Origin of the sequence: Vibrio bathopelagicus (assembly GCF_014879975.1) — a bacterium.
In the GTDB taxonomy this organism is placed as follows: Bacteria; Pseudomonadota; Gammaproteobacteria; order Enterobacterales; family Vibrionaceae; genus Vibrio; species Vibrio bathopelagicus.
The window spans coordinates 1,950,210-1,974,018 of sequence record NZ_CP062501.1 but is presented as its reverse complement, the minus strand read 5'-3'; the positions used below and the strand labels follow the sequence as shown (position 1 = coordinate 1,974,018).

At 43.5% G+C, this 23,809-nt stretch carries 21 protein-coding genes; 9 read left to right on the top strand and 12 right to left on the bottom strand.

What is annotated here, in order from left to right; genetic code table 11:
- The first annotated feature begins 114 nt into the window (after positions 1 to 114).
- Complete coding sequence (locus IHV80_RS24945; protein ID WP_192892222.1) at positions 115 to 2,127, top strand: hypothetical protein; 2,013 nt, start codon at positions 115 to 117, stop codon at positions 2,125 to 2,127.
- A gap of 205 nt (positions 2,128 to 2,332) precedes the next feature.
- Entirely contained in the window at positions 2,333 to 3,514 is a 1,182-nt protein-coding gene (locus tag IHV80_RS24940; protein WP_192891432.1) for an MFS transporter, read from the top strand.
- An 82-nt stretch (positions 3,515 to 3,596) separates the two neighbouring features.
- On the opposite strand, the gene IHV80_RS24935 is transcribed toward IHV80_RS24940, so the two are convergent.
- From IHV80_RS24935 to IHV80_RS24920, 4 genes are all read right to left on the bottom strand, one after another.
- Entirely contained in the window at positions 3,597 to 4,961 is a 1,365-nt protein-coding gene (locus IHV80_RS24935) for an MATE family efflux transporter (RefSeq protein ID WP_192891431.1), read from the bottom strand.
- Between the two features lie 86 nt (positions 4,962 to 5,047).
- Positions 5,048 to 5,890 (bottom strand): helix-turn-helix domain-containing protein, encoded by an 843-nt coding sequence (locus tag IHV80_RS24930; protein ID WP_192891430.1) that lies wholly within the window; start codon positions 5,888 to 5,890, stop codon positions 5,048 to 5,050.
- Positions 5,891 to 6,142: 252 nt separating this feature from the next.
- Positions 6,143 to 7,060 (bottom strand): DMT family transporter, encoded by a 918-nt coding sequence (locus IHV80_RS24925; RefSeq protein ID WP_192891429.1) that lies wholly within the window; start codon positions 7,058 to 7,060, stop codon positions 6,143 to 6,145.
- Between the two features lie 265 nt (positions 7,061 to 7,325).
- The gene (locus tag IHV80_RS24920) at positions 7,326 to 8,228 is read right to left on the bottom strand and encodes a LysR family transcriptional regulator (protein WP_192891428.1); all 903 of its coding nucleotides are present in this window, start codon (positions 8,226 to 8,228) and stop codon (positions 7,326 to 7,328) included.
- Positions 8,229 to 8,342: 114 nt separating this feature from the next.
- Between IHV80_RS24920 and IHV80_RS24915 the strand changes: the two genes are divergently transcribed.
- From IHV80_RS24915 to IHV80_RS24905, 3 genes are all read left to right on the top strand, one after another.
- On the top strand, positions 8,343 to 8,651 hold the full coding sequence (locus tag IHV80_RS24915; RefSeq protein WP_192891427.1) for a putative quinol monooxygenase: 309 nt from the start codon (positions 8,343 to 8,345) through the stop codon (positions 8,649 to 8,651).
- 2 nt (positions 8,652 to 8,653) lie between these two features.
- A complete protein-coding gene (locus tag IHV80_RS24910) occupies positions 8,654 to 9,046 on the top strand; it encodes a RidA family protein (RefSeq protein ID WP_192891426.1) in 393 nt (130 codons plus the stop codon).
- Positions 9,047 to 9,309: 263 nt separating this feature from the next.
- Positions 9,310 to 10,218 (top strand): LysR family transcriptional regulator, encoded by a 909-nt coding sequence (locus IHV80_RS24905; protein WP_192891425.1) that lies wholly within the window; start codon positions 9,310 to 9,312, stop codon positions 10,216 to 10,218.
- Positions 10,219 to 10,292: 74 nt separating this feature from the next.
- Here the strand turns inward: IHV80_RS24905 and IHV80_RS24900 are convergent, their stop codons facing one another.
- From IHV80_RS24900 to IHV80_RS24880, 5 genes are all read right to left on the bottom strand, one after another.
- Entirely contained in the window at positions 10,293 to 11,813 is a 1,521-nt protein-coding gene (locus IHV80_RS24900) for a DUF1254 domain-containing protein (RefSeq protein WP_192891424.1), read from the bottom strand.
- Positions 11,814 to 12,023: 210 nt separating this feature from the next.
- Positions 12,024 to 12,677 carry a hypothetical protein gene (locus tag IHV80_RS24895; protein WP_192891423.1) on the bottom strand — a complete coding sequence of 218 codons (654 nt, stop codon included), beginning with the start codon at positions 12,675 to 12,677 and terminating at the stop codon, positions 12,024 to 12,026.
- Between the two features lie 73 nt (positions 12,678 to 12,750).
- Entirely contained in the window at positions 12,751 to 14,433 is a 1,683-nt protein-coding gene (locus IHV80_RS24890; protein ID WP_192891422.1) for a hypothetical protein, read from the bottom strand.
- 170 nt (positions 14,434 to 14,603) lie between these two features.
- The gene (locus tag IHV80_RS24885; protein ID WP_192891421.1) at positions 14,604 to 15,527 is read right to left on the bottom strand and encodes a LysR family transcriptional regulator; all 924 of its coding nucleotides are present in this window, start codon (positions 15,525 to 15,527) and stop codon (positions 14,604 to 14,606) included.
- Positions 15,528 to 15,659: 132 nt separating this feature from the next.
- A complete protein-coding gene (locus tag IHV80_RS24880) occupies positions 15,660 to 16,553 on the bottom strand; it encodes a DMT family transporter (RefSeq protein WP_192891420.1) in 894 nt (297 codons plus the stop codon).
- A gap of 124 nt (positions 16,554 to 16,677) precedes the next feature.
- On the opposite strand from IHV80_RS24880, the gene IHV80_RS24875 reads away from it, so the two are divergent.
- Positions 16,678 to 17,160 (top strand): MarR family winged helix-turn-helix transcriptional regulator, encoded by a 483-nt coding sequence (locus IHV80_RS24875; protein ID WP_017054932.1) that lies wholly within the window; start codon positions 16,678 to 16,680, stop codon positions 17,158 to 17,160.
- A gap of 262 nt (positions 17,161 to 17,422) precedes the next feature.
- Positions 17,423 to 17,725: a hypothetical protein gene (locus tag IHV80_RS24870; protein ID WP_192891419.1), complete on the top strand. Its 303-nt coding sequence runs from the start codon at positions 17,423 to 17,425 to the stop codon at positions 17,723 to 17,725.
- Between the two features lie 29 nt (positions 17,726 to 17,754).
- Here IHV80_RS24870 and IHV80_RS24865 read toward each other — a convergent pair whose 3' ends face one another.
- On the bottom strand, positions 17,755 to 18,660 hold the full coding sequence (locus IHV80_RS24865; protein ID WP_192891418.1) for a LysR family transcriptional regulator: 906 nt from the start codon (positions 18,658 to 18,660) through the stop codon (positions 17,755 to 17,757).
- Positions 18,661 to 18,856: 196 nt separating this feature from the next.
- On the opposite strand from IHV80_RS24865, the gene IHV80_RS24860 reads away from it, so the two are divergent.
- Positions 18,857 to 19,294 (top strand): DoxX family protein, encoded by a 438-nt coding sequence (locus IHV80_RS24860; RefSeq protein WP_086714508.1) that lies wholly within the window; start codon positions 18,857 to 18,859, stop codon positions 19,292 to 19,294.
- Positions 19,295 to 19,409: 115 nt separating this feature from the next.
- On the opposite strand, the gene IHV80_RS24855 is transcribed toward IHV80_RS24860, so the two are convergent.
- Positions 19,410 to 19,850: a GlcG/HbpS family heme-binding protein gene (locus IHV80_RS24855; protein WP_060980973.1), complete on the bottom strand. Its 441-nt coding sequence runs from the start codon at positions 19,848 to 19,850 to the stop codon at positions 19,410 to 19,412.
- Positions 19,851 to 19,953: 103 nt separating this feature from the next.
- Positions 19,954 to 21,579 (bottom strand): malate synthase A, encoded by a 1,626-nt coding sequence (aceB, locus tag IHV80_RS24850; protein WP_192891417.1) that lies wholly within the window; start codon positions 21,577 to 21,579, stop codon positions 19,954 to 19,956.
- 313 nt (positions 21,580 to 21,892) lie between these two features.
- Here aceB and gcl point away from each other — a divergent pair, with 313 nt between their 5' ends.
- A complete protein-coding gene (gene gcl, locus IHV80_RS24845) occupies positions 21,893 to 23,665 on the top strand; it encodes a glyoxylate carboligase (RefSeq protein WP_146490254.1) in 1,773 nt (590 codons plus the stop codon).
- The last annotated feature ends 144 nt before the right edge of the window (positions 23,666 to 23,809 follow it).

Genomic DNA, 23,809 nt, shown 5'->3' with positions numbered 1-23,809 from the left:
ATTTAATAGCAAAATTAAATACTATCAATTCAATAATAAACTAGGTGAATCGGTCGAAAAATGCACAATAAATTTTTAATATGCAAATTATCACTAGCTATCTCTAGTGTCTTAATGGTCGCTGGCTGCGGTGGAGGTTCGGACGGAAATAGTTCTGTTGGAACGTCTGCTTCAGGCTATGCTTATCAAGGTTCATTAGTATGTGCTGATGCAGATCTGAATGGCGTATGTAGTGACCAAGAGAAGCAGCTTGAAGTGGTCTCTGGGTACGCGAAACAGAGGCAATATGATGGTGCAATTTTGACCGCCTCTCCCAGTATGGAATTGGTAACACCTTTCACGACCTTGATTCATAGTGAGATGATGTTTAACCCCAGCGTAAGCAACGATATTGAACAAGCAAAAGCATCACTTCAAAGTAAATTGGGTGATCATGTCGGCATCAATTTTAGCTTGCTAGATACAACGTATGGCCCCAAAGAACTGTCTAATGTGTTGCTAAAATCGTTGAAAAAGGCACAAACCGACGGTAAACAAGCCTCTTACACAAATATTGCTCACGCTCTGGATCTAATGATAGAGCATCAGACTTTAGATTTATCTGCCGTTGATGTCGCAGGATCGGTTTCTAGACATCTACAAATTGAAGATTCATTGGTGGTAAGAGGTTCCCAGTCAGTACCAGAACTGTACGGAGCTAAGTCGATTGCATTGAACCCTGCGAACAGCCAGATTGTGTTTGTTACGGCAAACGATGTGGTTATGCAGATTGATAGTACGTCACGCAATAAACCTGTGACAGTCAATGGCGACCCTGCATCTCAGGCAGTTTCTGGTTTGGTTAGTATCCGTTCGTACGACGACGATGATGACGATGACGATGACGATGACGATGACGACCACGATGGCGATGGCGATGGCGATCACGGAAGTGGTACTGGTGGTGGGGAAACAACGGTAGATGCTAATGAAATCATCCAGTTAGTACCGGCGTTAAATGGTGTTCAAGCCTACAAGGTTTACAAGCCGACCGCTTACGTTTCACCGACAGCGAGTGATATTTGTAATAGCCAAGGTGCTAATGGTGTTTTCCTCACGAGCCTCAATGGTTCCAATGACAAAAATGTTGGCGCAAAGGCTTTTGCCATTGATACATACAGCAGTCGCAGTGGGGGCACACTTCCACCTATACCAAAACCTAACCCTGCGGTTCAGCCAAACTCAAGTGAGTCGTGCATTAACGATAACTTTGCGGCAGTTGTTCCCTTGTTACAAAGCGGCTCGTTATTAGCGATTAAAAATACCGGAAGCTCGATATACTCACAGCAAGAGCTCAAATCGCTAAGTTCTAATAAACTAGATATGAAAAGCTGGAGTCACGCGTTGAAAGCTTCCTCACCTCAAGTCATGCCATCTTATGACGAAAGTGAAGCTTTGATTGTCTATAAGAATTACTTTTCAAACAGCAATTTAGCGGCAGAAATTATTGATACCTCTAACCTTTCGACTAAGATGACCGTTGATAAGTTAAACCTTAAAACAGCCAATATTGTCGCGAATCAGCAAATACTGTTAGGGTTGGATAGTAATAAGGTTGAGTGGGTATCTAACTCGATACAACAAACCGTACTTGGAGAGCTGAGCGTCGATGCTGAAATTAGCAAGATTGCGACATCGCGAGATGGAAAAACCAGCGCCATTACAACGGCGAACTCTCTGTATATCGTTGATAACATGACAAGAACCTTACTTGTACAAGAGGCTCTGAGTAGCAATGCCATTAAATCTTTGTACGTGTTGGAAGAAAAGGTTATTGCGGTAACCTCTTCTGGTGCTGACTACTATCAGTTCCGAAACATTAGTGGCCCAGCACTCAAAGTTGGCAGCCAACTGGTGACCAAAGAGCTTCTCAAAAAATGGGAAGATAGCGGAAACTCAAGCTGGAGCTCAACGAACTTGGGGTACATTCTTTCTCAAACTGGGATAGGAAGTGAAACCTCCGATCAGTTCAAAAATGTAAATCTGTCATTTTTACCGACCAATGCAACGACCTCTAGTGGTATTTCAGGGGTACACGTGAGCGGTTTAGAGCGAGGTGAGTGGGTGACCTTCTACAAAGGTCTTTAACGACTCCCATCCTTAAGAAGGGAGGTTTCTTCCCTTCTTAAGGATGTTATCTCTATTCATGTAACTGCCTATTATTTCCTCTTCACCTTTTCCTTCTGTTGATATGAATAGCCGCCATAGACACCAACAAAACGAAAGTTAATCCTTTGTTAATCGATATAAAACCAGAGTATGATACTGGATTACTATTTAGGATTTAGCTGTCATGAGTGCATCGACCGCGAGCTGGAAGACGCCGCAAAATTTTTTATTACTGATTTCGATTGTTGTACCTATCGCGTTTTCGAGCTGGATGGCTTTACTGAATAATTTCGTGATTGAAAAAGCGAATTTTGATGGTGCTGACATTGGCTTATTGCAAAGTGTTCGCGAGATCCCTGGCTTCTTGGCGTTTACCGTGGTGTTTGTGTTGGCTTTCATTCGTGAGCAGCGCTTTATGTTGATATCGCTAGCCATGCTAACCGTGGGAACCGCGATTACTGGTTTATTCCCTTCACTCACTGGCTTATTGCTGACTACAATTTTGATGTCGACAGGCTTTCACTATTTTGAAACGCTGAAGCAATCTTTGTCGTTGCAGTGGCTGAGCAAAGAAGAAGCACCAGAGATGTTGGGCAAGATGATTTCGGTCGGAGCACTGGCATCGTTGATAACTTATGGATCAATCTGGGTGATGTTGGAGCAACTAAAGCTCGACTTTGCTTGGGTATACGGCATAACTGGCAGTATCGGTTTTGTTTTGGTTTTGGTGATGACTTTTGGTTTTCCTGAGTTTCAAACTAAGACTCAACAAAATAAGAAATTGGTGCTAAGAAAGCGCTACTGGCTTTACTACGCACTGACATTCATGAGCGGAGCAAGAAGACAAATCTTCACGGTGTTTGCGGGCTTCTTGATGGTAGAGAAGTTCGGTTATTCTGCAGCCGACGTAACGCTACTATTCCTAATTAACTACCTGTTTAACTTCTTATTCGCAAAACGTATTGGGCGGTTTATCGGTGTGGTTGGTGAGCGCAAGGCACTGATTTTTGAGTATGTAGGCTTGATCGGTGTGTTTGTGGGTTATGGCTTGGTGCAAAGTGCTGAATGGGCGGCGGCGCTTTATGTGGTCGATCACTTGTTCTTTGCGTTAGCCTTGGCGATTAAAACCTACTTCCAGAAAATTGCAGACCCTGCTGACATGGCATCAACCGCCGGTGTCTCTTTCACTATCAATCATATTGCTGCGGTTGTTATCCCTGTCGTGTTTGGTGTGATTTGGCTCTCTTCGCCTGCAACGGTGTTCTACATTGGTGCGGCAATGGCGGCGGTTTCTCTAGCGTTGTCTTTGAACATTCCTAAGACACCTGAAGAAGGTAATGAAGTGCGGATGTTTAGCTGGCGTTAACTCTAGGTAGAGACAAATAAAAAGCTCCAATAGCGATATTGGAGCTTTTTTGTATGTGCTATTTGCTGGTCAAGAAGCGACTCTAAACGGATTGTTTTCCTATGCCATTTGTTTTTTCTAAAGCGCCTGTAAAGCGCTTCTTGTAGCTGCGTAACATGCTGAGGCTGACTATCGCGGTTAGGGTCTCGGCGAACAGAATACTTGCCCAAATACCTTGTTCTGGGAATAGCTTAGGTAAAATGACGATACCCAATGCGACGAAGACGAAGCCACGTCCAAGAGATATCAGTGTTGCTTGTTTGGGTTTTGCCGTTGCCTGAAACAGGTTGGCGATCACCAAGTTGACTCCCATCAGTGGTACAGCAAAGAAGAAGAACGTCAATGCAGTAGCTGAAAGTCCAATCAAGTCACTTGAAGCACCTAGATAAAGGGCTGCTATTTGAGGTGCAAACAGGTACACAATAACCATAAACACTAAACCACTACCAATTGCACTTTTTAAACCTAAGCGAAAAATTGCTTCGATGCGGTTTGGTTGGTTGGCTCCATGATTAAAGCTGATGATTGGCTGGCAGGCTTGAGCTATTCCGACCATCACAAACAGGGCGAATACCCCGACGTTTGCCGTTAAGCCATAGGCGATAATATGATTCTCACCAAACTGATGCAGCAACACGTAGTTGAACAATAAGATTGTCATCGCTGCGGTTACTTCAATGAAGAATGTCGGCGTACCTATTTTTAGGATGCTTGGCAGTTTGCTCAAACCAATCCCTTTTAAGCTCATTTCCAAGGTGCCTTGTCTACGTACAAAGTGGCTTAATAGAATACAAGTGATAACACCTTGAGCAATTGCTGTACCGTAGGCCGCGCCTTTCATGCCCCAGCCAAACTCTAAGACGAAGAAGTAGTCCAAAACTAGGTTAACCACAGCACCTATCGACATCGCGTAGGTCGCCAGTTTTGGGTTAGTATCGTTACGAACAAAGCATGACATGACCCAAGCTAACGAGTACAAAACAAAGAATGGCAGCATCACAGACAGGTAATCGTGAGTCAGTTCAGCCATGTAACCAGAAGCGCCCATTAACGCAATCATGTCGTCTAGAAAATACAGAGCAATGCTGACTGAAATGGTGCTAAGCACAGCGGTACTGAGCATGGATTGGCTAAACAGGGTTTGACCTGACGTTGTGTTCCCTTTACCGACTTCGATAGACATAAGTGCTGCGCCACCAATGCCCACCATCATGGCAATGGCGGTGAATATTGAAAAAGCAGGGATGGTCAAAGCGATAGCACCAAGCCCATCAGGGCCAACACCGCGTCCGACGAACCAAGCATCTCCCATGATAAAAAGAGACTTGATCACCATGCCCGTTAGTGCGGGCCAAAGATATTGATAAAAGGATTTTGAGATCGGGTCGGTTTTGAGATTAATGCCCATTCCAGAAAGCTCCCAGCAAATTGGATGAAATAAAGAGGGAGCATTATCCGAACTTAACTGGATTCTAAAAAGGGATTATCTGCGCATTATGTTGCACGATCTGCACATCGAGTTCGAAACTCTGCGGGTGACTCGTTCATTTGGCCACGATAAAAACGACTGAAATAGGCGGGGTCTTCGAAGCCGAGTTCAAAAGCGATGGTTTTAATTGTCTTGGTAGAAAAGATCAATTCTCGATTCGCTTCTAAGATGGTTCGGTCATGGATTAATTGAGTGACTGTTTTACCTCGTTCTGCTTTGACAATCTCGTTGACGCGCTTGTTAGTTATCGACAGCGCTTGCGCATAAAACTCGCAATGTTTGTGCGTGGCGTAGTGTTGCTCAATCAAATCAACAACCTTGTTTACTCGGCTGTCGCGTACTTCACCTTTCAATGAGGATTGGGTGGCGAAGCGTAATATATAGCGCAAAAAGCTATTCATGAGTGATTCTACCAAATCCCAGTCGCTATCCACTCGCTCACACTCTTCTTTGATCATGGTGAAAATAGGCAGCAGGTAGCGGTTGCCTTCCTCACTGCAATCCAAATAGGGAGGGCGACTTTGATGCATGGCAAAAACAGTGTCGACTAGTTGTGTGTTGCGATGATTGGTTTTGACAAAGCCTGGAGTAAATACCAGTAAACGAGCATTTTCTCCCACCAGTTCTGAGCGATGTACCTGACCTGGTGCGATGGTAAAAATCCGCCCGACTTTGTTGGCGTAGTCGACGAAATCAATACTTTGGCTACCTAGGTCATCCACGCACCACACTAATTCCCAATATTCATGTCTGTGCGGTTCTAAGAACGCATCGTCGCTGTTAGACAACTCTGTCGCACGACAGGGCTGACCTTTGATAAGGCGCATGTGCTTGATGGGAGTACTCATGACATTCCTTTGTTGGAGAAGGGTGCTGAAGGCTATGACCGAAGCCGACAATGATTGGTGTTTCTAATGTAGTTGATTGCGACTTTTATGTCATTCGCTTGCCATTATCAATGAGTGACGGGCAGAGAAAGAATGGACGCGGTGAAGCAGATAGGAGTGTATGCAAAGAGGAGTGTGGTAGAAGCTTCGATACGAGTAGCTAAATAGAACCCCAGAAGCGCATAGCAAGCTTCTGGGGAAAATTCATAGAACTTAGTTGCTGCTCGCTGTTTTTAACGAAGAGCGTAGCTTAAAGATCCCTTTTGGTGCTTTGGTCAGTAAGATGCCACAAAGCAGAGGAATCATCATAAGCAATGACTGTTCAGAAAGCACTTCATCATTGATATAGCAAGAGATCAGTAGTGCTACTACAGGGAAAATTAGGAAGCAGATAGACGCTTGGAAAGGTGTCGAAACCTGTCCTAATTTGAAGTAAGCCACAATACCGCCAACACTCGCCACAAAGCCTAGGTAAACCACGGCTGAGATTGAATCCCAAGTGAAGGATTCAACATTAACGCTTTCACCCATCGCTGAAACTGCGAACAAGAATAGGGAAGCAATTAAGCTCGGTACAGCGTTGTAAGTCAGTACTTCTATTCCTTTGCAGTGCTTTTGAACCAACACATACATAACAGCGTGAATAGCGACAGCAAGACCTAAACAAATTGTGCCGATGAGGTAGTCATCGCCACCCATTTGCATTTCGTTGCCAAGGATTAAACATAGGCTGATAACGGCAGTAACCAAACCAAATATTTGGTGCTTAGCTAATCGTAAACCCAAGAATAAGCCAGACATCAGCATCACAGCGACGGGCATGTTCGCGAAAATGATCGACGCCAAACCAGAAGAGATGTATTGCTCACCATAGATCATCAAAGTGAACGGAATAGCAAAATACATCAGTGCCACAATAAGCAGCCATTGACGCTTGCCCTTCGGAAATAGCAAAGGTTGTTTAAAGACTTTCGCTAATACTGCGAGCAACGGTGCTGCTAGGAGAAAGCGCAGTGCGGTAGCAAAAATGGGTGGGATAGAGTGCAATGCCACTTCCATAGCGAACCAAGTGGTTCCCCAAATTAAGCAAACAGAGACAAAAAGCAAGATAGTTAGCGACTTCGAATTCATGGTGACTACTCATTAATAATTATTTTAAATCATAGGCTTGTAGCGCCTTAATGACGTGGCACAGTATAAGTAGGTAGTCGGAGAAAAAATTTGTCTTTTTGTCTTTAATTACAATAAATCGTAGAAATAAAATCTACAAAATAACCATTTAAAGTAAAGTTTTTCCATGAAAGCAGGTTGGCTTAAAGTCATTGTTCTTTGTAAGGTCTAATTCTTAATTCTTAATTCTTAATTCTTAATTCTTAGAGATTTGAGGGTACTGCCTTTATGAGTAAGACTCAGCGTGTAATTTTAGGTCGTCAATGAAGGCACGAATCCTAGTTGGCATTTGTAACCCAAAATTATGCACGATATAGAAAGGAGCCTTAAGTATCCGTTCCTCTGGCAATATATTAATTAATGTACCTTTGTGTAGGTCTTCTTCAATTGCTTGTTTAGGTAAGCATGCAATTCCTAACCCAGCTAAAGTCATCATTCTAATGGTTGGGACACTATCCCCGATTCGGTTTGCTCTGAATTTATAAATGCTCATTTTACCTTTACTAACTTCAAAACTTCTTTGACTGTTAATACCTTCCCACTGGTTGGCAATATAGTCATATTCGGAGAGATCACTTGAAGTGATTGGCAACTGCATTTGTGCGCTTTTAAGGTAGTCAGGGTGACAGCATAGTACTTGCTGAAGATCTCCAAGTTTTATTGCTCGAGATGTTGAATCAGGAAGATCTCCAACAGTGACTGACAGATCGATGTACTTATCGATAAGGTCTAGGCGCATATCGCTGGCCAATAGTTGAGGCTCGATACGAGGGTGACTTTTCATAAATTCACACATTACCGGACCAATAAGATGTGTCATTAGTGTGTGTGGGGATGTGATGGTAATAGTGCCTGCAAAATCAGAACAGGACTCACGTGCTTCTTCTTCCGCGAGTGTCATTAATTTTCGCATTTCTAAGCATCGTTGATAAAGGCGCTGACCAGCGTCAGTTAAAGATTGGCGTCGTGTTGTTCGAGTGAGCAATTTCACATCAAGGTGTTGTTCAAGTCCTTGTAAATGATGGCTAACGACTGATTTCGAGAGATTGAGTTTATCGGCCGCTTTGGTTATGGAGCCGGATTCTACAATTTGTGCGAATACTTGCATGCGATGTAATTCGTTTTTCATTGTGATTTATTGTCTCATTAAATCGAACTATATTTGAAATATTACTGTATTTATCTATTTTAACAAACAAGTAAGCTTCTCTTCGTACCTCAATAAAACAAGAAAACGGAGAGAATGATGACTATTTTAGTGCAATTTACATTGAGTCATACTGAAGAGAAAGCAGCAGAAATCGTTGAGTTTTTTAACGAAATATTGCCGGATACTCGCACTTTTAACGGCAACCTTTCTGCGGAGCTTTACCAAAAAGATCTGTCTGAAAACTCTTTGGTTTTGTTCGAAGAATGGGAAGATACCGCTTGTTTCGATGAATATATTGCTTGGCGTAAAAATATAGGTGATTTTGATCGTTTAGGCACGATGCTTACGGATACGCCAACGATTACTGTCATGTCTAAAATCATCACGACATCTAAGGTGTAACGATGAATAAGATATGGAGTCCTTCTTCAGTTCCCGCTCCTGCCGCCAATTATCATCAATGTGCGTTGATTCCAGCTGGTTCAACGCGGTTACACATTGCTGGGCAACTAGGGATTGATGGCGAAGGTATGGTTGCTGAAAGTACGGAAGAACAGATTGTACTCGCTTGGAAAAACCTGAGAGGCGTACTTCAAGCAAACCAAATGGATATGGAAGATTTAATCAGTGTAAGGCTGTATTTAGTTGATCGGAGTGATATGCCTGACTATCAAGCTGCAAAGCAGCGAATACCTTTTGATGTTGGTGGCCTCCCAACGACTTTACTGTTTGTCCATGGACTCTTTGATGAGCGGTGGAAAGTCGAAATTGAAGCCGAAGCTGCGAAATTGATTTAAGCCGATTGCTGCTTTTCTATCTGGTATGAAAGAGCATTATACGAAGCAAAATGCCCCTTTATGCAATTTTTGATAAAGGGGCTATTTCTATTAATAACTTACCTATTTCTTGCGATGAAGTTTGGTGTACCGACACGCTTTTAGGAAAACTTACATGAAAAACACTACTGGCAGCAAAGTTATCGCATTGAGTGTTGAAGGTTTATTTTGTTCACGTTCATACTGAACAAAGAACGACATAGCATGGAAATGAGGTAGGGCATTTGAAAAACACAATCGACCTAAATCTGTATCGATTTTTGGATCTGCTGTATGAGCAACAGTCTCAGGCGAAGGTGTGCCATATCTTGGATATTAGTCGAGCGACGTTTAATCGTCATTTGGCGGAAGGTCGAGACTTGTTTGCGAATGAATTATTCATCGCGACTAAAGGTATTTATGCACCGACCTTGTTCACTACTCAATTGATGCTGGTGGTGAAAGAACCGCTAGAAAAGTTAGAGCAAGCTCAGCAAATATCGCAGTCGTTTATTGGTACCGATTCGAATATTGAATATGTTTTTCATGCAGCCAACCCTTTGAGCACACTGTTTACGGTTCCCTTGTTGCAAGGGCTAACCAACGAGGAGTCTAAGCCCAAAATATCGATGATGGACTGGTCTCTAGATGGAGTAGAGTTTCCGAAGGCTGGTACTTTAGCGATTGGTGTTTCGGGTTATCCCAATGAACTTAATGATCGCATTGTGGAGCGTAAAGTCGGTTCGCTAGACTTGTTCGCTTATGTGGCAGATGCACACCCTTTAGCCAAAAATGAAACCATCGACCTCACGCAACTAGAAACCTTTGATACGGTTCGTGTGTCTATGGGGTCATTGGACGGCAACTCATATTACGAGCGTTTGAAAAAACGCACAGGATTGGTGTTGCAGCAAAAGCTGACCGTTGCATCGGTCTTCTCTGCGTTGGAATGTGTTCAGGTGAGCCAGTATGTGTTTGTTGGCTTTGACATGGATTCGGCCTCCATACCAAGCGGGCTCAGTAAACGGCCAGTGCTGTTCAATGGAGAAACGGTCACTTTCGATGTTGGTATTCAGTATCACCGTGCTTGTTATCAGCATCCAATAGTGAAACGCATAGAGCAGATCTTAAGTGACAGTTTGAAAAACAGTTAACAATGAAAAAACGCGCCAATTAAGGCGCGTTTTTGTTTAAGATTTACAGCTCGATTAACGATGTAGGCTTCGTGTTAAAGCTTTACCTCTTCAATGTCGCTTGGTTTCCATGTCTTGTCATACCATGCTTCTTGTGGGCCATAGAGTCTTAGCACGGTAAACCAACCTTTGCCCGGAACGGTTTCTATCCAGTTAGCTTCTTTTCCTTTTGGAGCGGTAGGGCCAAAGTACAAATCCACCGAGCCATCTTCATTTTCAATAAAATCATCACGCTGGTTATTCTTACTTGGCAGCGGTTGACTGGTTTGCAGCTCTGAACGTGTTTGCGTGTCGTAAGCCACAACTGACCAGAAGTTTTTTGCTGGTACATTCGCTGGAATATTCAACTTATAGTGCTTACCTCCATCGAAGTATTCACCGCCTTTCTCTTGGTCGATCAGCGCATATTGAGAGCCTTTTTCGATAAGCTTGAGGGCCATTGCTGGCGTATTCACCGTTGCAACATAGAAGAAATAAGAGCGTGCATCTAGGTTGCGTCCGCCTTCACCTTTATCCACTAGCCATTGGTAATCTTTACCGATAAACGCTGTCTTCCATAGGCGATCTTCATAAATGTAAGCCTTCTTGTCTCTTGGTTGGAAGTACAGTGATCTTGCTGTTGCGTTACCGATTGCGACACCATCTTTCATTAGCTTTTGCATGCGTTCATCTGGAGCAAAAGGTTTGTTCTTTTGAATACCAATACTCGACATTAATCCGCGAAGTTCTGGGTCGATAAACGAGATTGGCTCTTTATCCAATACGGTTTTGATCTCTTTGTAGAAATGCTCGTCGTTCGCATGAATGGTATTGAACGGTTTACCACTACCGGAGATGAACTCCATTTTCGGCTGATCATCTTTCTTCGCTAGTGGGTAGATCTTAAGCTTTTCTTTATATGCTTTCACTGCAGCATCGGTTTTACCATCTTTCAGGAATCCGCGAGCGATGAACCAGTTGGTGTAGCTGGTGGATTGCGAAACGAAGTAGCCTTCTGGCACTTCACCTTTATAGCCTGGAGGTAGAATCAGGTACTTACCCCCTTTACCTTTGTCAGGTCCGACAATGCCTAAGTCGGTTACAAAGCGAAAGAATGCATCATTGACGGTTGTCGGCCCCATACCTTCAGGCACTTCAATGACGGTTGGGCCATCTTTCTCAAGGTCTAGGAACACCGAAGCATAAACGGTATCGGTGTTGCCCGTTAAAAAAAGAGGATTCGAATCCATCAGGTTATCGAAAACCACCACTTGGTTTGATGATGTTGACCCAATCTCAGTATGTCCAATACGAAGTGCTTCAATTGAAGCCATTGGAATTGCATTGAGGAAAACTTCTGTTGAACGAAGCGTGTCTAGGTTGTCATAGAGCTTTTGGGCGGTTTCAGGAGTTGGTGCACCATCTTTAAAGTTCAATTCACCGATGCTCGTTTGCACCGTATCTGGAGTCATGATGCTTAGTGGAATATCGGTATTGTAGTTTTCAGTCGCCAGTACTTGGTGTGAGATAAATATACTGCTCGCTAACGCTATTGCTTTCAGCTTCGACTTAATCATGATGCCACCTTTCAGTTTTGTTTCGATGCGCTTACTTTATGTTAGTCGAAAAAACATATCTGATACGCTGCAGGCTCAAAAATGAGAGTGTGTAATTATTTATTGTGAAACCGTGGAGAGGAAAATCGATGGATGGTTATCTAGAGCAAAAAGCCCCCTTTACTCAAACTGATCGTAAAGGGGAGAGAGCTACCACACGAAACGGTAAACTTAAAAACGCAGATTGAAACCTAGTTCGACACTGCCATCTGAACGAAATACATCTCCTGGACTAACGCGCTTTTGACCAAAGGTATATTTCACATAAGGCTCAACCCATTTAGGCTTCAGGGTAAACGTGACGTCTTGGCTGTTGTAATAACCTTTTGAACCCGTTAGTTGACGGTCATGGCTGAATGAATAGGAAAAGTTCATAAACTCTGTGGGAGAGTAACTTGTCCCGATAGTGTTTTTCCATTCTCTATCTGTCATATCTATGAGGGATAAAGAAACATCGCGCCATTCATGCGATGTGTTCGCAAACACCATAATATTGTTCGTGATGGCGGTTCCACTAAATAAGCCGATATCGTAGATATCGATAAGGTCTGCTCGGCCATAACTCACGAAAGCTTCAGTGTAAAAGTTGCCAAGCATTAAGCCGTAGCCAGTGCCAATTTCCAAGTAGCCCTCAGAATCTATTTCTGCACTAATATTGATCTCTTCAGTCGCTTGAATTACCCCAGATACTGTCCCTATCCAATTATCACCAGCCTTAGCGGTTTGAAAGCTCAAGCTTGGTTCGTGGTAGTTTAAAGTTTGAAGTTGATGATCGTTTGCACATACAGCAAAGGGCATCAGTAAAGTGATTAGTAGTCGTTTCATCGTGTTCTCAACTCTCAAATAAAAAGGAGCCGCTAATAAGCGGCTCCTTTGCTTTTATATTTATTATTTTTTATTAGCTACGGCTAGCGCGGTCTTTGACTGCTTGTTTAATTTGCTGACGTTGTTCTTGAGAAAGAGATTGAATTTTTTGTTTAAGCTCCTGCTTTTGAAGATCTGAAAGGCCTCTTACTTTTTCCTGTGCAATGTCTTTGATGTCATCTATGCTTTGTTTTTTGCCAGTCAACAGGTAGTAACCTAGTGAGTATGGGTCCTTGCCTAATTCGTCAACTTCAATAGCAATGATATGTAGCATTTTAGCTGTGTTTTCAGGTGATTGCTTAGCCCACGCTAAAGTCGAGTCTTTTTGAGTTTGCCATAAAGCTAGGCGTGCATCGTTATCAATAGCATCACCACTTTGGTTCACTAAGAATACGGCGACGAGTGATTTTTGCTCATCAATGGTTAGTAAATCTGCAGCCTCTTTGTATGCATCCATAGTCGCCTTTGAAACCGACATTTTCCCTTCTGGTCCGATAATTGTGCCACCTGCAATTCCATTATCTTTGATCATTACTTCAGTGCCATCTAAGAGAGTTACAGTTAGAATATCGTCTTCTAAGTCAAAGCCAATCGTAGGTAATTCTATAGACGCTTCACCTTCAATAGGGTTGATAGGTGCAGGGCGTTCAATTGGGTTCTCGACATTTGGTTTGCCAGTAATTGCAGCGAAAAGACGTCCGTTATCATTACGGAACGTAATTTCTGCGCCATTTTCTAAGCTCACAACAAAACCGACCTCTTGCATTTCGGCGCGAGCGATAACTTCGCCATCCATATTAGTGATTGTACCGTCAGCATTGAACACAGCTCCACTATCGGAACTTGGATGATATAAAACACCATCTTTTAAAATTAGGGTCTCACCGTTGTCTAGAGTAATGATAGTTGTACCTAGAACGTCATCTATGTCGCCGTAAGTTGGTGCTGAATCAGGCCCTTCGTGTTCGTGACCGTGACCGAATACAGTCGCAACTAATCGACCATCTTCATGGCGGATGACGATTTCTTCACCGCGGGGAGTGTTGAATGTTAAATGGGTGATTTGGCCTTCAGTTCGATGAGTTTCAACTGTGATCCCGGTGCTCTCACCAGACATAGTTAACACTTCACCATCTACGATTTTGTGGGTTGGTTTTGCATCTGAACCGTTGATGTTAAGGAAGTAGGCATCATCACCTTTGATAACCCACATGTAGTTCCCATTGTCACCTTCGATAAGTGCTACTGGCATTCCAAGTTCGTCTACAATCATGTAATTAGCAAAGAATTCATTGCCAGCAGAAGGCCCCCACTCGTCATCGCCGAACTCTGGGTCTAGCTCTGAGCCTTCGATGATTAATCGGCCGTTTTCAACAGCTAAAGTATATGATTTATCGTTGATATAAACTGTAGCAATACCATCGTCTGTGACAACTGTACCCACAATATCACCATTAGCGTTTACAACAACATCACCTTGTATAGTGAATATTTCGCCATTCACGGTTACTACCGCGTTACCTTGACCATCGCCAATAACGACTGCGTTGTTTCCTTCATCACCAATGATGTAAGCAGTATTTAGGTCTTCGTTGTAAACAACATCAGCTACGCCAACTTGTGGTCCAGGTGTTGTACCATTATCACTACTTCCTGAAGAAGAGCAGCCAGCAAGGAATGTCGCGGCAATAGCAGTACTTAGTAATTTTAGTTTCATGGTTTACTCTCAAATATTGTATAGGAACAAAGGTTGCTTCTTGCAGTGTTATGTGGCGTTCCTAGCCGATGAGAGAAGTATATGGATTGAACAAAAAAGCCTCTAATCCCTTAAAGGAATAGAGGCATTAACGTTTAGTTATTAATAAAGGAAAGTAAAGACGCTGATAACTACTGGTTATTATTGAGTAGGTTATCCAGTATCTTCTTAAGCCATAGGGTAGTAGGGCTGTTACGATTCTTGTGGTGGAAGTAAGCACACACGACAGGGTTGATATCTCGATTATCAAAAAGGATGTCGATTGCTCGTAAAGACGTTTTCTTTTCGATGCCTAAAAATTTAGAGGCAGGAAACATCATATCGGAGTTTTGTACGACATCGATAACTGCTGATGGCAGTTCCGAACGAAAGCCAATTCTTGCTTCAAGACCTTTGATTTTCAGAATTTTTTCAGCAAGCGTTTGATGGGAGTTCCAGTCAATAGCAATGATAGTCGCTAATTCAAATTTGACGCCATCTTTAACTTCAATGGAGTCTTTTTTGTAAGGGTGGCCTTCTCTTAAATAACCTTTAAAGCTGTCTTGGGCTATCGGTTGCTGTAATAGTTCTTTGGGAGCGTGGTTAATTTCATAATTGAAACCAATCAGTATCTCATCATTAATGATGTCAGCCATTGTTGTTTTAGACCAGTTTAATAACTGCACTTGAACATGTGGAGCTTGAGAGCGGATTGCGTTGAATAACTTACTGGATAGTGAACTAAGCAGAAATGGCGATAGTGCTAACTTTAGAGGCCCACGAAGTTCACCTGGATCGAACTCATTACTGTTATTGAGTGCTGACGAGAGCTCATCCAAGATAGGTGAAATACTTTCGGCTAGCATGTTGGCATGTTCTGTTGCTCGTAATCCATGGTGAGTCTTCACAAAGAGCTCATCATCGAAATGGTCACGCAATCGTTGGAGGGCTTTACTTATCGCTGGCTGAGATACGAATAGGCGCTCGGAGGCTTTCCGCATATTTCGTTCTTGATGCAGGATAATAAAAGTTCGTAGTAGATTTAAATCCAAACTAGAAAATAGGTCTTTTGCCATATTGAGAGCCCAAGTTTTATCATTATTTAATAATAAGATGGTGTTCGGTCTAGGACAAATAGATATTTCGCATAGGTGTGACGCCAATAAAATAAAACCCGCACTGGGCGGGTTTATTGGAGTCACTTACTCTTATTGAGTCACGGGTTTGATCGTTTTGGGTTGTCGGATTGCAAGGATGAGTTGCGGTAGCAGCGACATTACGATCATACCTGTCATTAGCGAATATTGGACTGGAGTAAATGATTCACCCATCAATAGCATTCCGGTAACGATGCCGGCAACAGGGTTGGCGATGCCACCGAAAGTGAAATCAACCACAGACATACGTTGTAGTAACCACACGTACATGCTGTAACCGAGTGCCGTGTTCAATCCAATCACCCACATTAGCCCCATCGCGTTACGAGAATCGAAATGGGTAACGGCATTAACATAAGGTTGAGGGTCGATGTACGCGTGAACGCCAGAAGCGACAGACAAAATCGTACCACCCAAAATCAACTGCCACGTTAATACCTTCCACCAGTGCATGCGGTTACCCAGTGATTTGGTAATGCTGCTGCCAATGATGATACACATGATAGCGGCGAACATGGCGCCTAAACCGATTGGATCCAAAGATATCTGACTCGGATTGAACAGTATCCACGCTAAGGTGATCAAGCCAATACCAGACAGGGCTTGAATTAGATGCGGGCGCTGCTTTTTCACTACCCAATGGAAGATCATCGCGAACACAGGCACTGAGATCATACCCACACCAGAAATTGCCGAAGGCAGCGTTAGTGCCATCACAAAGATCAGGCCAAAGAAGGTCGCAATATTGATAAGGCCCAATGTGAAAATTATCTGCCACTCGCCTTTTTTAGGCAGTGTCGGCTTTACTGCTAGCAATAACAAACCAGCAGGTAATGCACGCAAAGCACCGAGTAATAATGGTGGCCACTCCTGTAGCGTAAATTGCGTCACTGCATAGGTTGTTCCCCAAAAGAACGCGGGGATCATTGCTAATAATATATTCATTTAAAATATCTTTACGTTAAGATAACTATTGTGTGAACTGTATACTGAGAACTAGTGGTTGTAAAGTATCTTTATGTTAAACTAGTTTGAAGTATTCAAGACTAATAACGGAGCGAGATTGCAAATGGATGCTATCGACCGCGTAGTAGAGCAATGGGCAAAGGAAAAGCCTGAGCTAGAAACTGAGCCTATGGCAATGATGGGCCGGATTATGCGTATTGCCAAGTATATGGAGACTCAGGTTGCCGAGCTTCATAAAAAATACGACATGAAACTCGGTGAGTTTGATGTGCTAGCCACCTTGCGACGTTCTGGAAAGCCTTACCGACTCACTCCCTCAGAGCTGATAGGTTCGATGATGCTGACATCAGGTGCGATGACCAATCGCCTTGATAAGCTAGAAGCCAAAGGGCTGATCAGTCGTGAGCACAGTAAAGAAGACAGACGTAGCGTGAGCGTTCAGCTAACCAAAGATGGTCTGATTCTGATTGACCAAATGATGACTGAACATGTCGAAATGCAGAAAAAGCTGGTTAAATCTCTGTCTGCGAGCCAGAAGAAGAACACAAACCAATTGCTAAAAACATGGTTGAGTGCTTACGAGTAATCTGCTTGCTGAACTTAGTGAATTGAACGAGCTGAGTTTGATTTGAAAACCGAAGTGATGAGCTTCGGTTTTTTTGTGTCTTCAATTTGGTGTCGTGCTATTTAGTATCGGTTAATTTGGGAACGGCACTAAGCCAGAAAACCGAACAAGTTCCATCGATGTAATTCAATATTTTAGGACATCCTATTTAAGACTTCCCGTTATCAATAGATGCCACCCATCAGTATATTTCTCGTATTCCCACAATACAGAGATTACTGAAATGAAACTTAAAATAGCCCTTAGCGCAGCACTACTAGTGACGTCATTTGCATCTCATGCAGAATTGAAAATGTCGATCAACGAACAAACCAATGGCGTCGTCGTCACGGTTTATCAAGATGGAGAACGCGTTCCTAACGCTCAGGTCACCACCAATATTCGTGGGCAACAAGTGACAGAAACATCAGACAAAGGACAAGCATTTTTCTACAAGGGAAATATCCCGAGGGTGTACCGATTTGAAGCAACCACACCTCAAGGAGAGAGTGTCCAACAAAGTCGATTTATCGGACGAGATAAATAGACTTTTCGAAGTGCCTAGCTAGGAGCAAGCTAGTGAGTTTGAGCCGACGCTCTCCAGCACTTCTCTAACTTTTTTAAAGCGAGTGTTTTTGCTTTCCCCATATTGCCTATTTGCCACGCGAGCACGATATCAACGGTTCTTGCGTGGCCAATTTCCACTAAACTTCCGGCTTCTAACTCGGCGGTTATAAGCTGTTTAGGCAGAGTGCCTATACCAAGGTTACGTTGAATTGCCGTTAACTTACTACTCATTGAACTGACCGTACTGGTTTTTTGGTTTAGTAAGATGTTTTTGGTGATTTTAGGCGCTGACTTAGCGGTATCGGCAACCGCGATGATTGTGTGTTCACGTCGTGTGGATTCACTGAGTGGATTTGATTCGTTTAAGATGGAGGCATTTTTCGCAGCTACCCAGATCATTTCTACACTGCCGATGGTTTTACTGTTTACGGTATTCGGTAGCTCGATATTGGGCATTGATGAGATGAGAATATCCGCTTTTCCTGAGATTAATGCCTCCCAACCGCCCGACAATATATCCTCTTGGACGTACAGTTGCGTGCTGCACTCCGTTGCCATATCAGCGATTAATGACAACGCAATATCTTGTCCGATAATGCCGTCATAAGAAACAAACAGTTCGCTTTCCCAACCACTGGAGAAACGTTGTACTTGGTTTATGAGTTCATCTGATCCCGCTAGCAGCTGTCGGCCATTTTCCACCAACATTTGTCCTACCTGGGTAAACACGGCTCTGTGTCCTGATCGATCTAAGATCAAGATGCCGAGTTCGTCTTCCAACTTTTGAATTTGATAGCTCAATGCAGAAACGGATCGATTGAGGTGCGCAGAGGCTGACGAGTAAGTCCCTTCACGTTGTAGAACATCCAATATTTGTAAGGTGTCGAGCGGCAGTGTCTTCTTCAGAGTCTTCATAAAATCAAGCAAGTGTTTCGATGAATTTAAGCTAATGGTAACAGCATTGAGGTTGTTGAATCTTCGGATTTAGTCAGTAATTTGTATGCGAGTATGTCTACTAAAATTTCAAACAAGTTGTTCTATTTTTCTCGTTATCATCTCAATGCTAAGTCGAATAACCTATCGGCAATGAAACTTATCAAGGCTTAGAACTATGAACACCAGATGGAACGATACACTGACTTTTTTCGCTCGTATTTTATTGGCTTACTTGTTTATTCAAGCGGGTTGGGGAAAGCTATTTAGCTATGAAGGAACGGCGGGATACATGGCTTCTCAAGGAGTCAGCGCTCACTTGTTGCCTTTGGTTATTTTACTAGAACTTGGCGGTGGACTAGCGATTTTAGCTGGGTTTATGACTCGCTTTACTGCGTTGTCGATTGCGTTTTTCTCTTTAGTCTCTGGTGTTATGTTTCACTTCGACCCAAGTTCATCGGGTCAAATGATTCATTTCTACAAAAACGTCTCTGTTGCTGGCGGGTATCTTGCTTTAGCTGTACTTGGTGCAGGATCGTTTAGTGTTGATTACTGGCTGTCTAACAAGCTGAAGCAAGACACGAAATGGGCGCGCTTAGTGGCTTTTGTTCGTTAATTTCATTGATGCAGATTGATGTCCTACGAATAATAAAAACCGAAGCTGACTGGCTTCGGTTTTTGTCGTTTAAGAACTTAAGAACTTAAGAACTTAAGAACGGCTAACTGGTGAATTAAGCTTGCAGCATTTCATCACTGAACAGTTCCGCGCACCCTATACCATTGATGGCGCAGCTTTCGTCTATATCTGAAATGTCACCACTTACCCCAATAGCACCGAGTACCGTTTTATCCTTGTCTCGAATCAGTAAGCCCCCTGGTACTGGCACCATATTACCGTGTGCGAGTACGTTTACGGCGGAGATAAATGCTGGTCTGGTGTCAGCATCTTGGGCGAGTTTTCTAGAGGAACAACCCAGTGCGAGGGCTCCCCATGCTTTAGCGATAGCGATGTCTGGTCGCATCATGCTAGAGCCGTCTTGACGTTGCAAAGAAATCAACTTGCCACCACTGTCTAAGACGGCGACCGTCAAAGGCTCGGTGTGGATCTTGTTTCCTGCTTTTAAGGTTCCATCTATGATGGTTAACGCTTGTTGTAGAGTCAAACTTCCCATGTTATCTCCTAGTTTTTCAAGGGGCATATGTACCAAGCTCAGTCAGCCAATTGCTACTCATGTTCGTGAATACCATTGACGGATTCAACTTGGTACAAGAGTCCTAACTGGACTCTTGTAGTAGCCCATAGCTGGGTAAAGTTAGGAAGGCAGCGAACTCATCGGCTGTAGAAAGTTGATAGAAAAGATCGGCTGTCTCTTCAAATCGACCAGCTGCATAACGCGAGTCTCCGACTTCATGTTTTATCGTGTCTAGCTCTTGGTAAAGCCAAGAGTGGAACAGTTGTTTGGTAAAAGTTTGGCCGTCATCAAGTGTGACTCCGTGGTGGATCCATTGCCAGATGTTGGCTCTTGAGATCTCAGCGGTTGCGGCATCTTCCATCAAACCGTAGATAGGTACACAACCGTAGCCTTGGATCCAAGCTTCAATGTAATAAAGCGCGATGCGTATGTTTTTACGTACGCCCGCTTCGTCGCGGCTTCCTTCACAAGGTTTCAATAGCGTGTCTGCGTTGATCACATGCTCAGGGCTTTGGAAATCCATTTGGTTTACTTTGCCATCAAGGTGTTTATCAAAGATCGACATTGCTAAATCAACCAATGCTGGATGCGCTACCCACGTGCCATCGTGACCATTTTGAGATTCTCTTTGCTTGTCTTCGATAACTTTGGCAGTTACACACTCCATCTCTTGAGGATCTTTTGCTGGAATGAAGGCTGACATACCGCCCATTGCCAGAGCACCGCGTGCGTGACAAGTGCGAACCAACAGTTGGCTATACGCGTTAAGAAACTCTTGATCCATCCCGATCCCATGACGGTCAGGCAGGATGCGGTCTTTATGGTTCTTCAGCGTTTTGATGTAGCTGAAGATGTAGTCCCAGCGGCCGCAGTTCATCGCTACGATATGATCACGCATGGCATACAAAATCTCTTCCATCTGGAATACAGCAGGAAGCGTTTCAATCAAAACGGTCGCGCGAATGGTGCCTTTTGGTACGTGGAAATAGTTTTCGGTGAAGCTAAAAATGTCGTCCCACCACTGTGCTTCTTCCATGCTTTCAAGTTTTGGAATGTAGTAATAAACCCCTAAACCTTGTTGTGCGCGTGATTGGTAGTTATGGAAAAAGTACAAAGCGAAGTCCATCAGGCAACCACCGATAGGCTGATTGTTGAATTGGATGGACTGCTCTGGTAAATGAATACCACGTGGACGAGCAATCAGTAGCGCTGGATCGTTATTTAACTGGTAATTCTTTTGCTTCTTTTCATCGAAGTAACTAATGGTACCGAGGTTGGCGTCTCTAAGGTTGATTTGCCCTTCGACCATATTGGCCCAAGTTGGGGAAGACGCATCCTCAAAGCAGCACATGAAGACTTTTGCTCCTGAGTTCAGAGCGTTAATCACCATCTTGCGCTCTATTGGGCCGGTGATCTCTACGCGGCGATCCAGTAGCTCTGGTGGTGGTGTTGCCACTTTCCATTCTTTATTCTGGCGAATAGAGATAGTGTCTTTTCTGAAATTGGGTAACTCACCCTCGTCGTATTTAGCCTGTTTTATGTCGCGGTCATTTAGCAGGGCATGACGGCGATCTCCAAACTTATTCACGAGAGCTTCTAAGAATTTTAATGCATCTTTAGACAAGATCTCTTTGTACTCGGAGTTGTCCATATTCCCGAGTACCTGCATACACTGTACTTCTTCTCTCTCTTTTACGTCATTCATCATTGTTGTCTCCTTTAAACAATACGATGCCACTTTGTATACAAAATGCTCTTTTTAAGGATATTTATATTGCATAAATTGTAAACAAGCAAAGGGTATTTAACATTTATTTATCATTTAATCTTTTTGTAATTTATTTTTACGTAAAGATATTTTATGTAAAGCAATGAATTGTAAGCTTTTCAGGCTTGTTTGCTGTTCAAGAGGATAGGTTGATGTAACAAAAATGTTTCAATCTGGGGTTGATAAATGCTGAGGATGATTCATAGTGTACAAAAGTTAGTTTAATTGTATACAATCTGAACTGGAGGTTCGAATGGCAATTATGAAAGCGATTGAAGCAGCGGTAGAAGTGCTTAAACGTGAAGGCGTAGACATCGCATTTGGTGTTCCCGGCGCAGCAATAAACCCTATGTATGCGGCTATGAAAAAGCTCGGAGGAATCGACCACGTCTTAGCTCGTCACGTAGAGGGTGCATCCCATATGGCTGAAGGGTACACGCGTACCAATCAAGGCAATATTGGTGTGTGTATTGGTACCTCTGGTCCTGCGGGCACGGATATGATCACGGGTCTTTATTCTGCATCTGCAGATTCGATTCCAATTCTATGTATCACAGGCCAAGCGCCACGTGCTCGTCTTCATAAAGAAGATTTTCAAGCGGTCGACATTGAATCTATCGCTAAGCCAGTAACAAAGTGGGCAACCACGGTACTGGAACCTGCACAAGTGCCACGCGCATTCCAAAAAGCGTTTCATTTAATGCGTTCGGGTCGTCCTGGTCCTATTCTGATTGACCTGCCTATCGATGTTCAGTTGGCTGAAATTGAGTTTGATATTGATACCTATGAACCGCTAGAACCGTATAAGCCACAAGCAACACGTGCGCAAGTTGAGAAAGCACTAACCATGATGTCTCAATCTGACAAGCCGCTGATTGTATCTGGTGGTGGCGTAATTAACGCAGGCGCATCTGAGTTGCTGCAGCAGTTTGCAGAAATCACGGGTGTACCGGTTATCCCAACCTTGATGGGCTGGGGTTCTATCCCAGATGATCATGAATTGATGGCCGGCATGGTGGGGCTACAAACCTCTCACCGTTACGGCAACGAAACCATGCTCAACTCTGATTTTGTATTTGGTGTAGGTAACCGCTGGGCAAACCGTCATACCGGCTCTGTCGATGTTTACACCGAAGGGCGCAAGTTTGTACACGTTGATATTGAACCGACCCAAATCGGTCGAGTGTTCTGTCCTGATTTAGGTATTGTTTCTGATGCGAAAGCAGCACTTGAATTAATGGTTGAAGTTGCTCAAGAGTGGCGTGATGCAGGCAAACTGCCAAACCGAAATGCTTGGGCAAGTGAGTGTCAGGAACGAAAATCGACCATGCTGCGTAAAACCAATTTCGATGAAGCACCAATGAAACCAATGCGTGTTTATGAAGAGATGAACAAGGCATTTGGTCGTGACACTTGCTATGTAAGCACCATTGGTTTGTCGCAAATTGCTGCTGCTCAATTCCTGCATGTTTATAAGCCACGTAACTGGATCAACTGTGGTCAGGCTGGCCCTCTAGGTTGGACAACACCTGCGGCATTGGGTGTACGTGCGGCTGATCCGGATCGCGATATTGTCGCTATCTCTGGTGATTATGATTTCCAATTCATGATCGAAGAACTGGCGGTAGGTGCTCAATTCAACTTGCCATACATTCATGTGTTGGTGAACAACTCATACCTAGGTTTGATTCGCCAAGCACAGCGCCAATTTGATATCGATTATTGTGTACAACTGGCGTTTGATAACCAGAATGCACCTGAGCTTGAAGGCTACGGAGTTGACCATGTAGCGGTTGTGGAAGGTTTAGGTTGTAAAGCGATTCGAGTTCGTGAGCCTGAGCAAATTGCTGCTGCGTTTGAGCAAGCAAAAGAGCTGATGAATAAGCATAAAGTCCCAGTTGTTGTTGAGCTAATTCTTGAGCGAGTAACCAACATAGCAATGGGCGTCGAGATCAATGCCATCAATGAATTCGAACCGCTTGCCGAAAGCCGCGGCGATGCCCCGACAGCGCTTGCATACAAGTAGCTTTGTTGTACGTGTACCCGTTGAGCCAAAGCTTGGCTCAACGGAGAAGATCCAAGAGATGGGAGCTTCATTAAGTAACCGTAGCTTCACTAAGCAGTCATAGTTTCAATAAATAACGGTTTCTTTACCTAATAACCAGAGCTT

Bases quoted from the DNA above. Each gene is read 5' to 3' on its own strand.
- IHV80_RS24945 (WP_192892222.1), top strand. From the start codon at position 115: ATGGTCGCTGGCTGCGGTGGAGGTTCGGACGGAAATAGTTCTGTTGGA.
- IHV80_RS24940 (WP_192891432.1), top strand. From the start codon at position 2,333: ATGAGTGCATCGACCGCGAGCTGGAAGACGCCGCAAAATTTTTTATTA.
- IHV80_RS24935 (WP_192891431.1), bottom strand. From the start codon at position 4,961: ATGGGCATTAATCTCAAAACCGACCCGATCTCAAAATCCTTTTATCAA.
- IHV80_RS24930 (WP_192891430.1), bottom strand. From the start codon at position 5,890: ATGAGTACTCCCATCAAGCACATGCGCCTTATCAAAGGTCAGCCCTGT.
- IHV80_RS24925 (WP_192891429.1), bottom strand. From the start codon at position 7,060: ATGAATTCGAAGTCGCTAACTATCTTGCTTTTTGTCTCTGTTTGCTTA.
- IHV80_RS24920 (WP_192891428.1), bottom strand. From the start codon at position 8,228: ATGAAAAACGAATTACATCGCATGCAAGTATTCGCACAAATTGTAGAA.
- IHV80_RS24915 (WP_192891427.1), top strand. From the start codon at position 8,343: ATGATGACTATTTTAGTGCAATTTACATTGAGTCATACTGAAGAGAAA.
- IHV80_RS24910 (WP_192891426.1), top strand. From the start codon at position 8,654: ATGAATAAGATATGGAGTCCTTCTTCAGTTCCCGCTCCTGCCGCCAAT.
- IHV80_RS24900 (WP_192891424.1), bottom strand. From the start codon at position 11,813: ATGATTAAGTCGAAGCTGAAAGCAATAGCGTTAGCGAGCAGTATATTT.
- IHV80_RS24895 (WP_192891423.1), bottom strand. From the start codon at position 12,677: ATGAAACGACTACTAATCACTTTACTGATGCCCTTTGCTGTATGTGCA.
- IHV80_RS24890 (WP_192891422.1), bottom strand. From the start codon at position 14,433: ATGAAACTAAAATTACTAAGTACTGCTATTGCCGCGACATTCCTTGCT.
- IHV80_RS24885 (WP_192891421.1), bottom strand. From the start codon at position 15,527: ATGGCAAAAGACCTATTTTCTAGTTTGGATTTAAATCTACTACGAACT.
- IHV80_RS24880 (WP_192891420.1), bottom strand. From the start codon at position 16,553: ATGAATATATTATTAGCAATGATCCCCGCGTTCTTTTGGGGAACAACC.
- IHV80_RS24875 (WP_017054932.1), top strand. From the start codon at position 16,678: ATGGATGCTATCGACCGCGTAGTAGAGCAATGGGCAAAGGAAAAGCCT.
- IHV80_RS24870 (WP_192891419.1), top strand. From the start codon at position 17,423: ATGAAACTTAAAATAGCCCTTAGCGCAGCACTACTAGTGACGTCATTT.
- IHV80_RS24865 (WP_192891418.1), bottom strand. From the start codon at position 18,660: ATGAAGACTCTGAAGAAGACACTGCCGCTCGACACCTTACAAATATTG.
- IHV80_RS24860 (WP_086714508.1), top strand. From the start codon at position 18,857: ATGAACACCAGATGGAACGATACACTGACTTTTTTCGCTCGTATTTTA.
- IHV80_RS24855 (WP_060980973.1), bottom strand. From the start codon at position 19,850: ATGGGAAGTTTGACTCTACAACAAGCGTTAACCATCATAGATGGAACC.
- aceB (WP_192891417.1), bottom strand. From the start codon at position 21,579: ATGATGAATGACGTAAAAGAGAGAGAAGAAGTACAGTGTATGCAGGTA.
- gcl (WP_146490254.1), top strand. From the start codon at position 21,893: ATGGCAATTATGAAAGCGATTGAAGCAGCGGTAGAAGTGCTTAAACGT.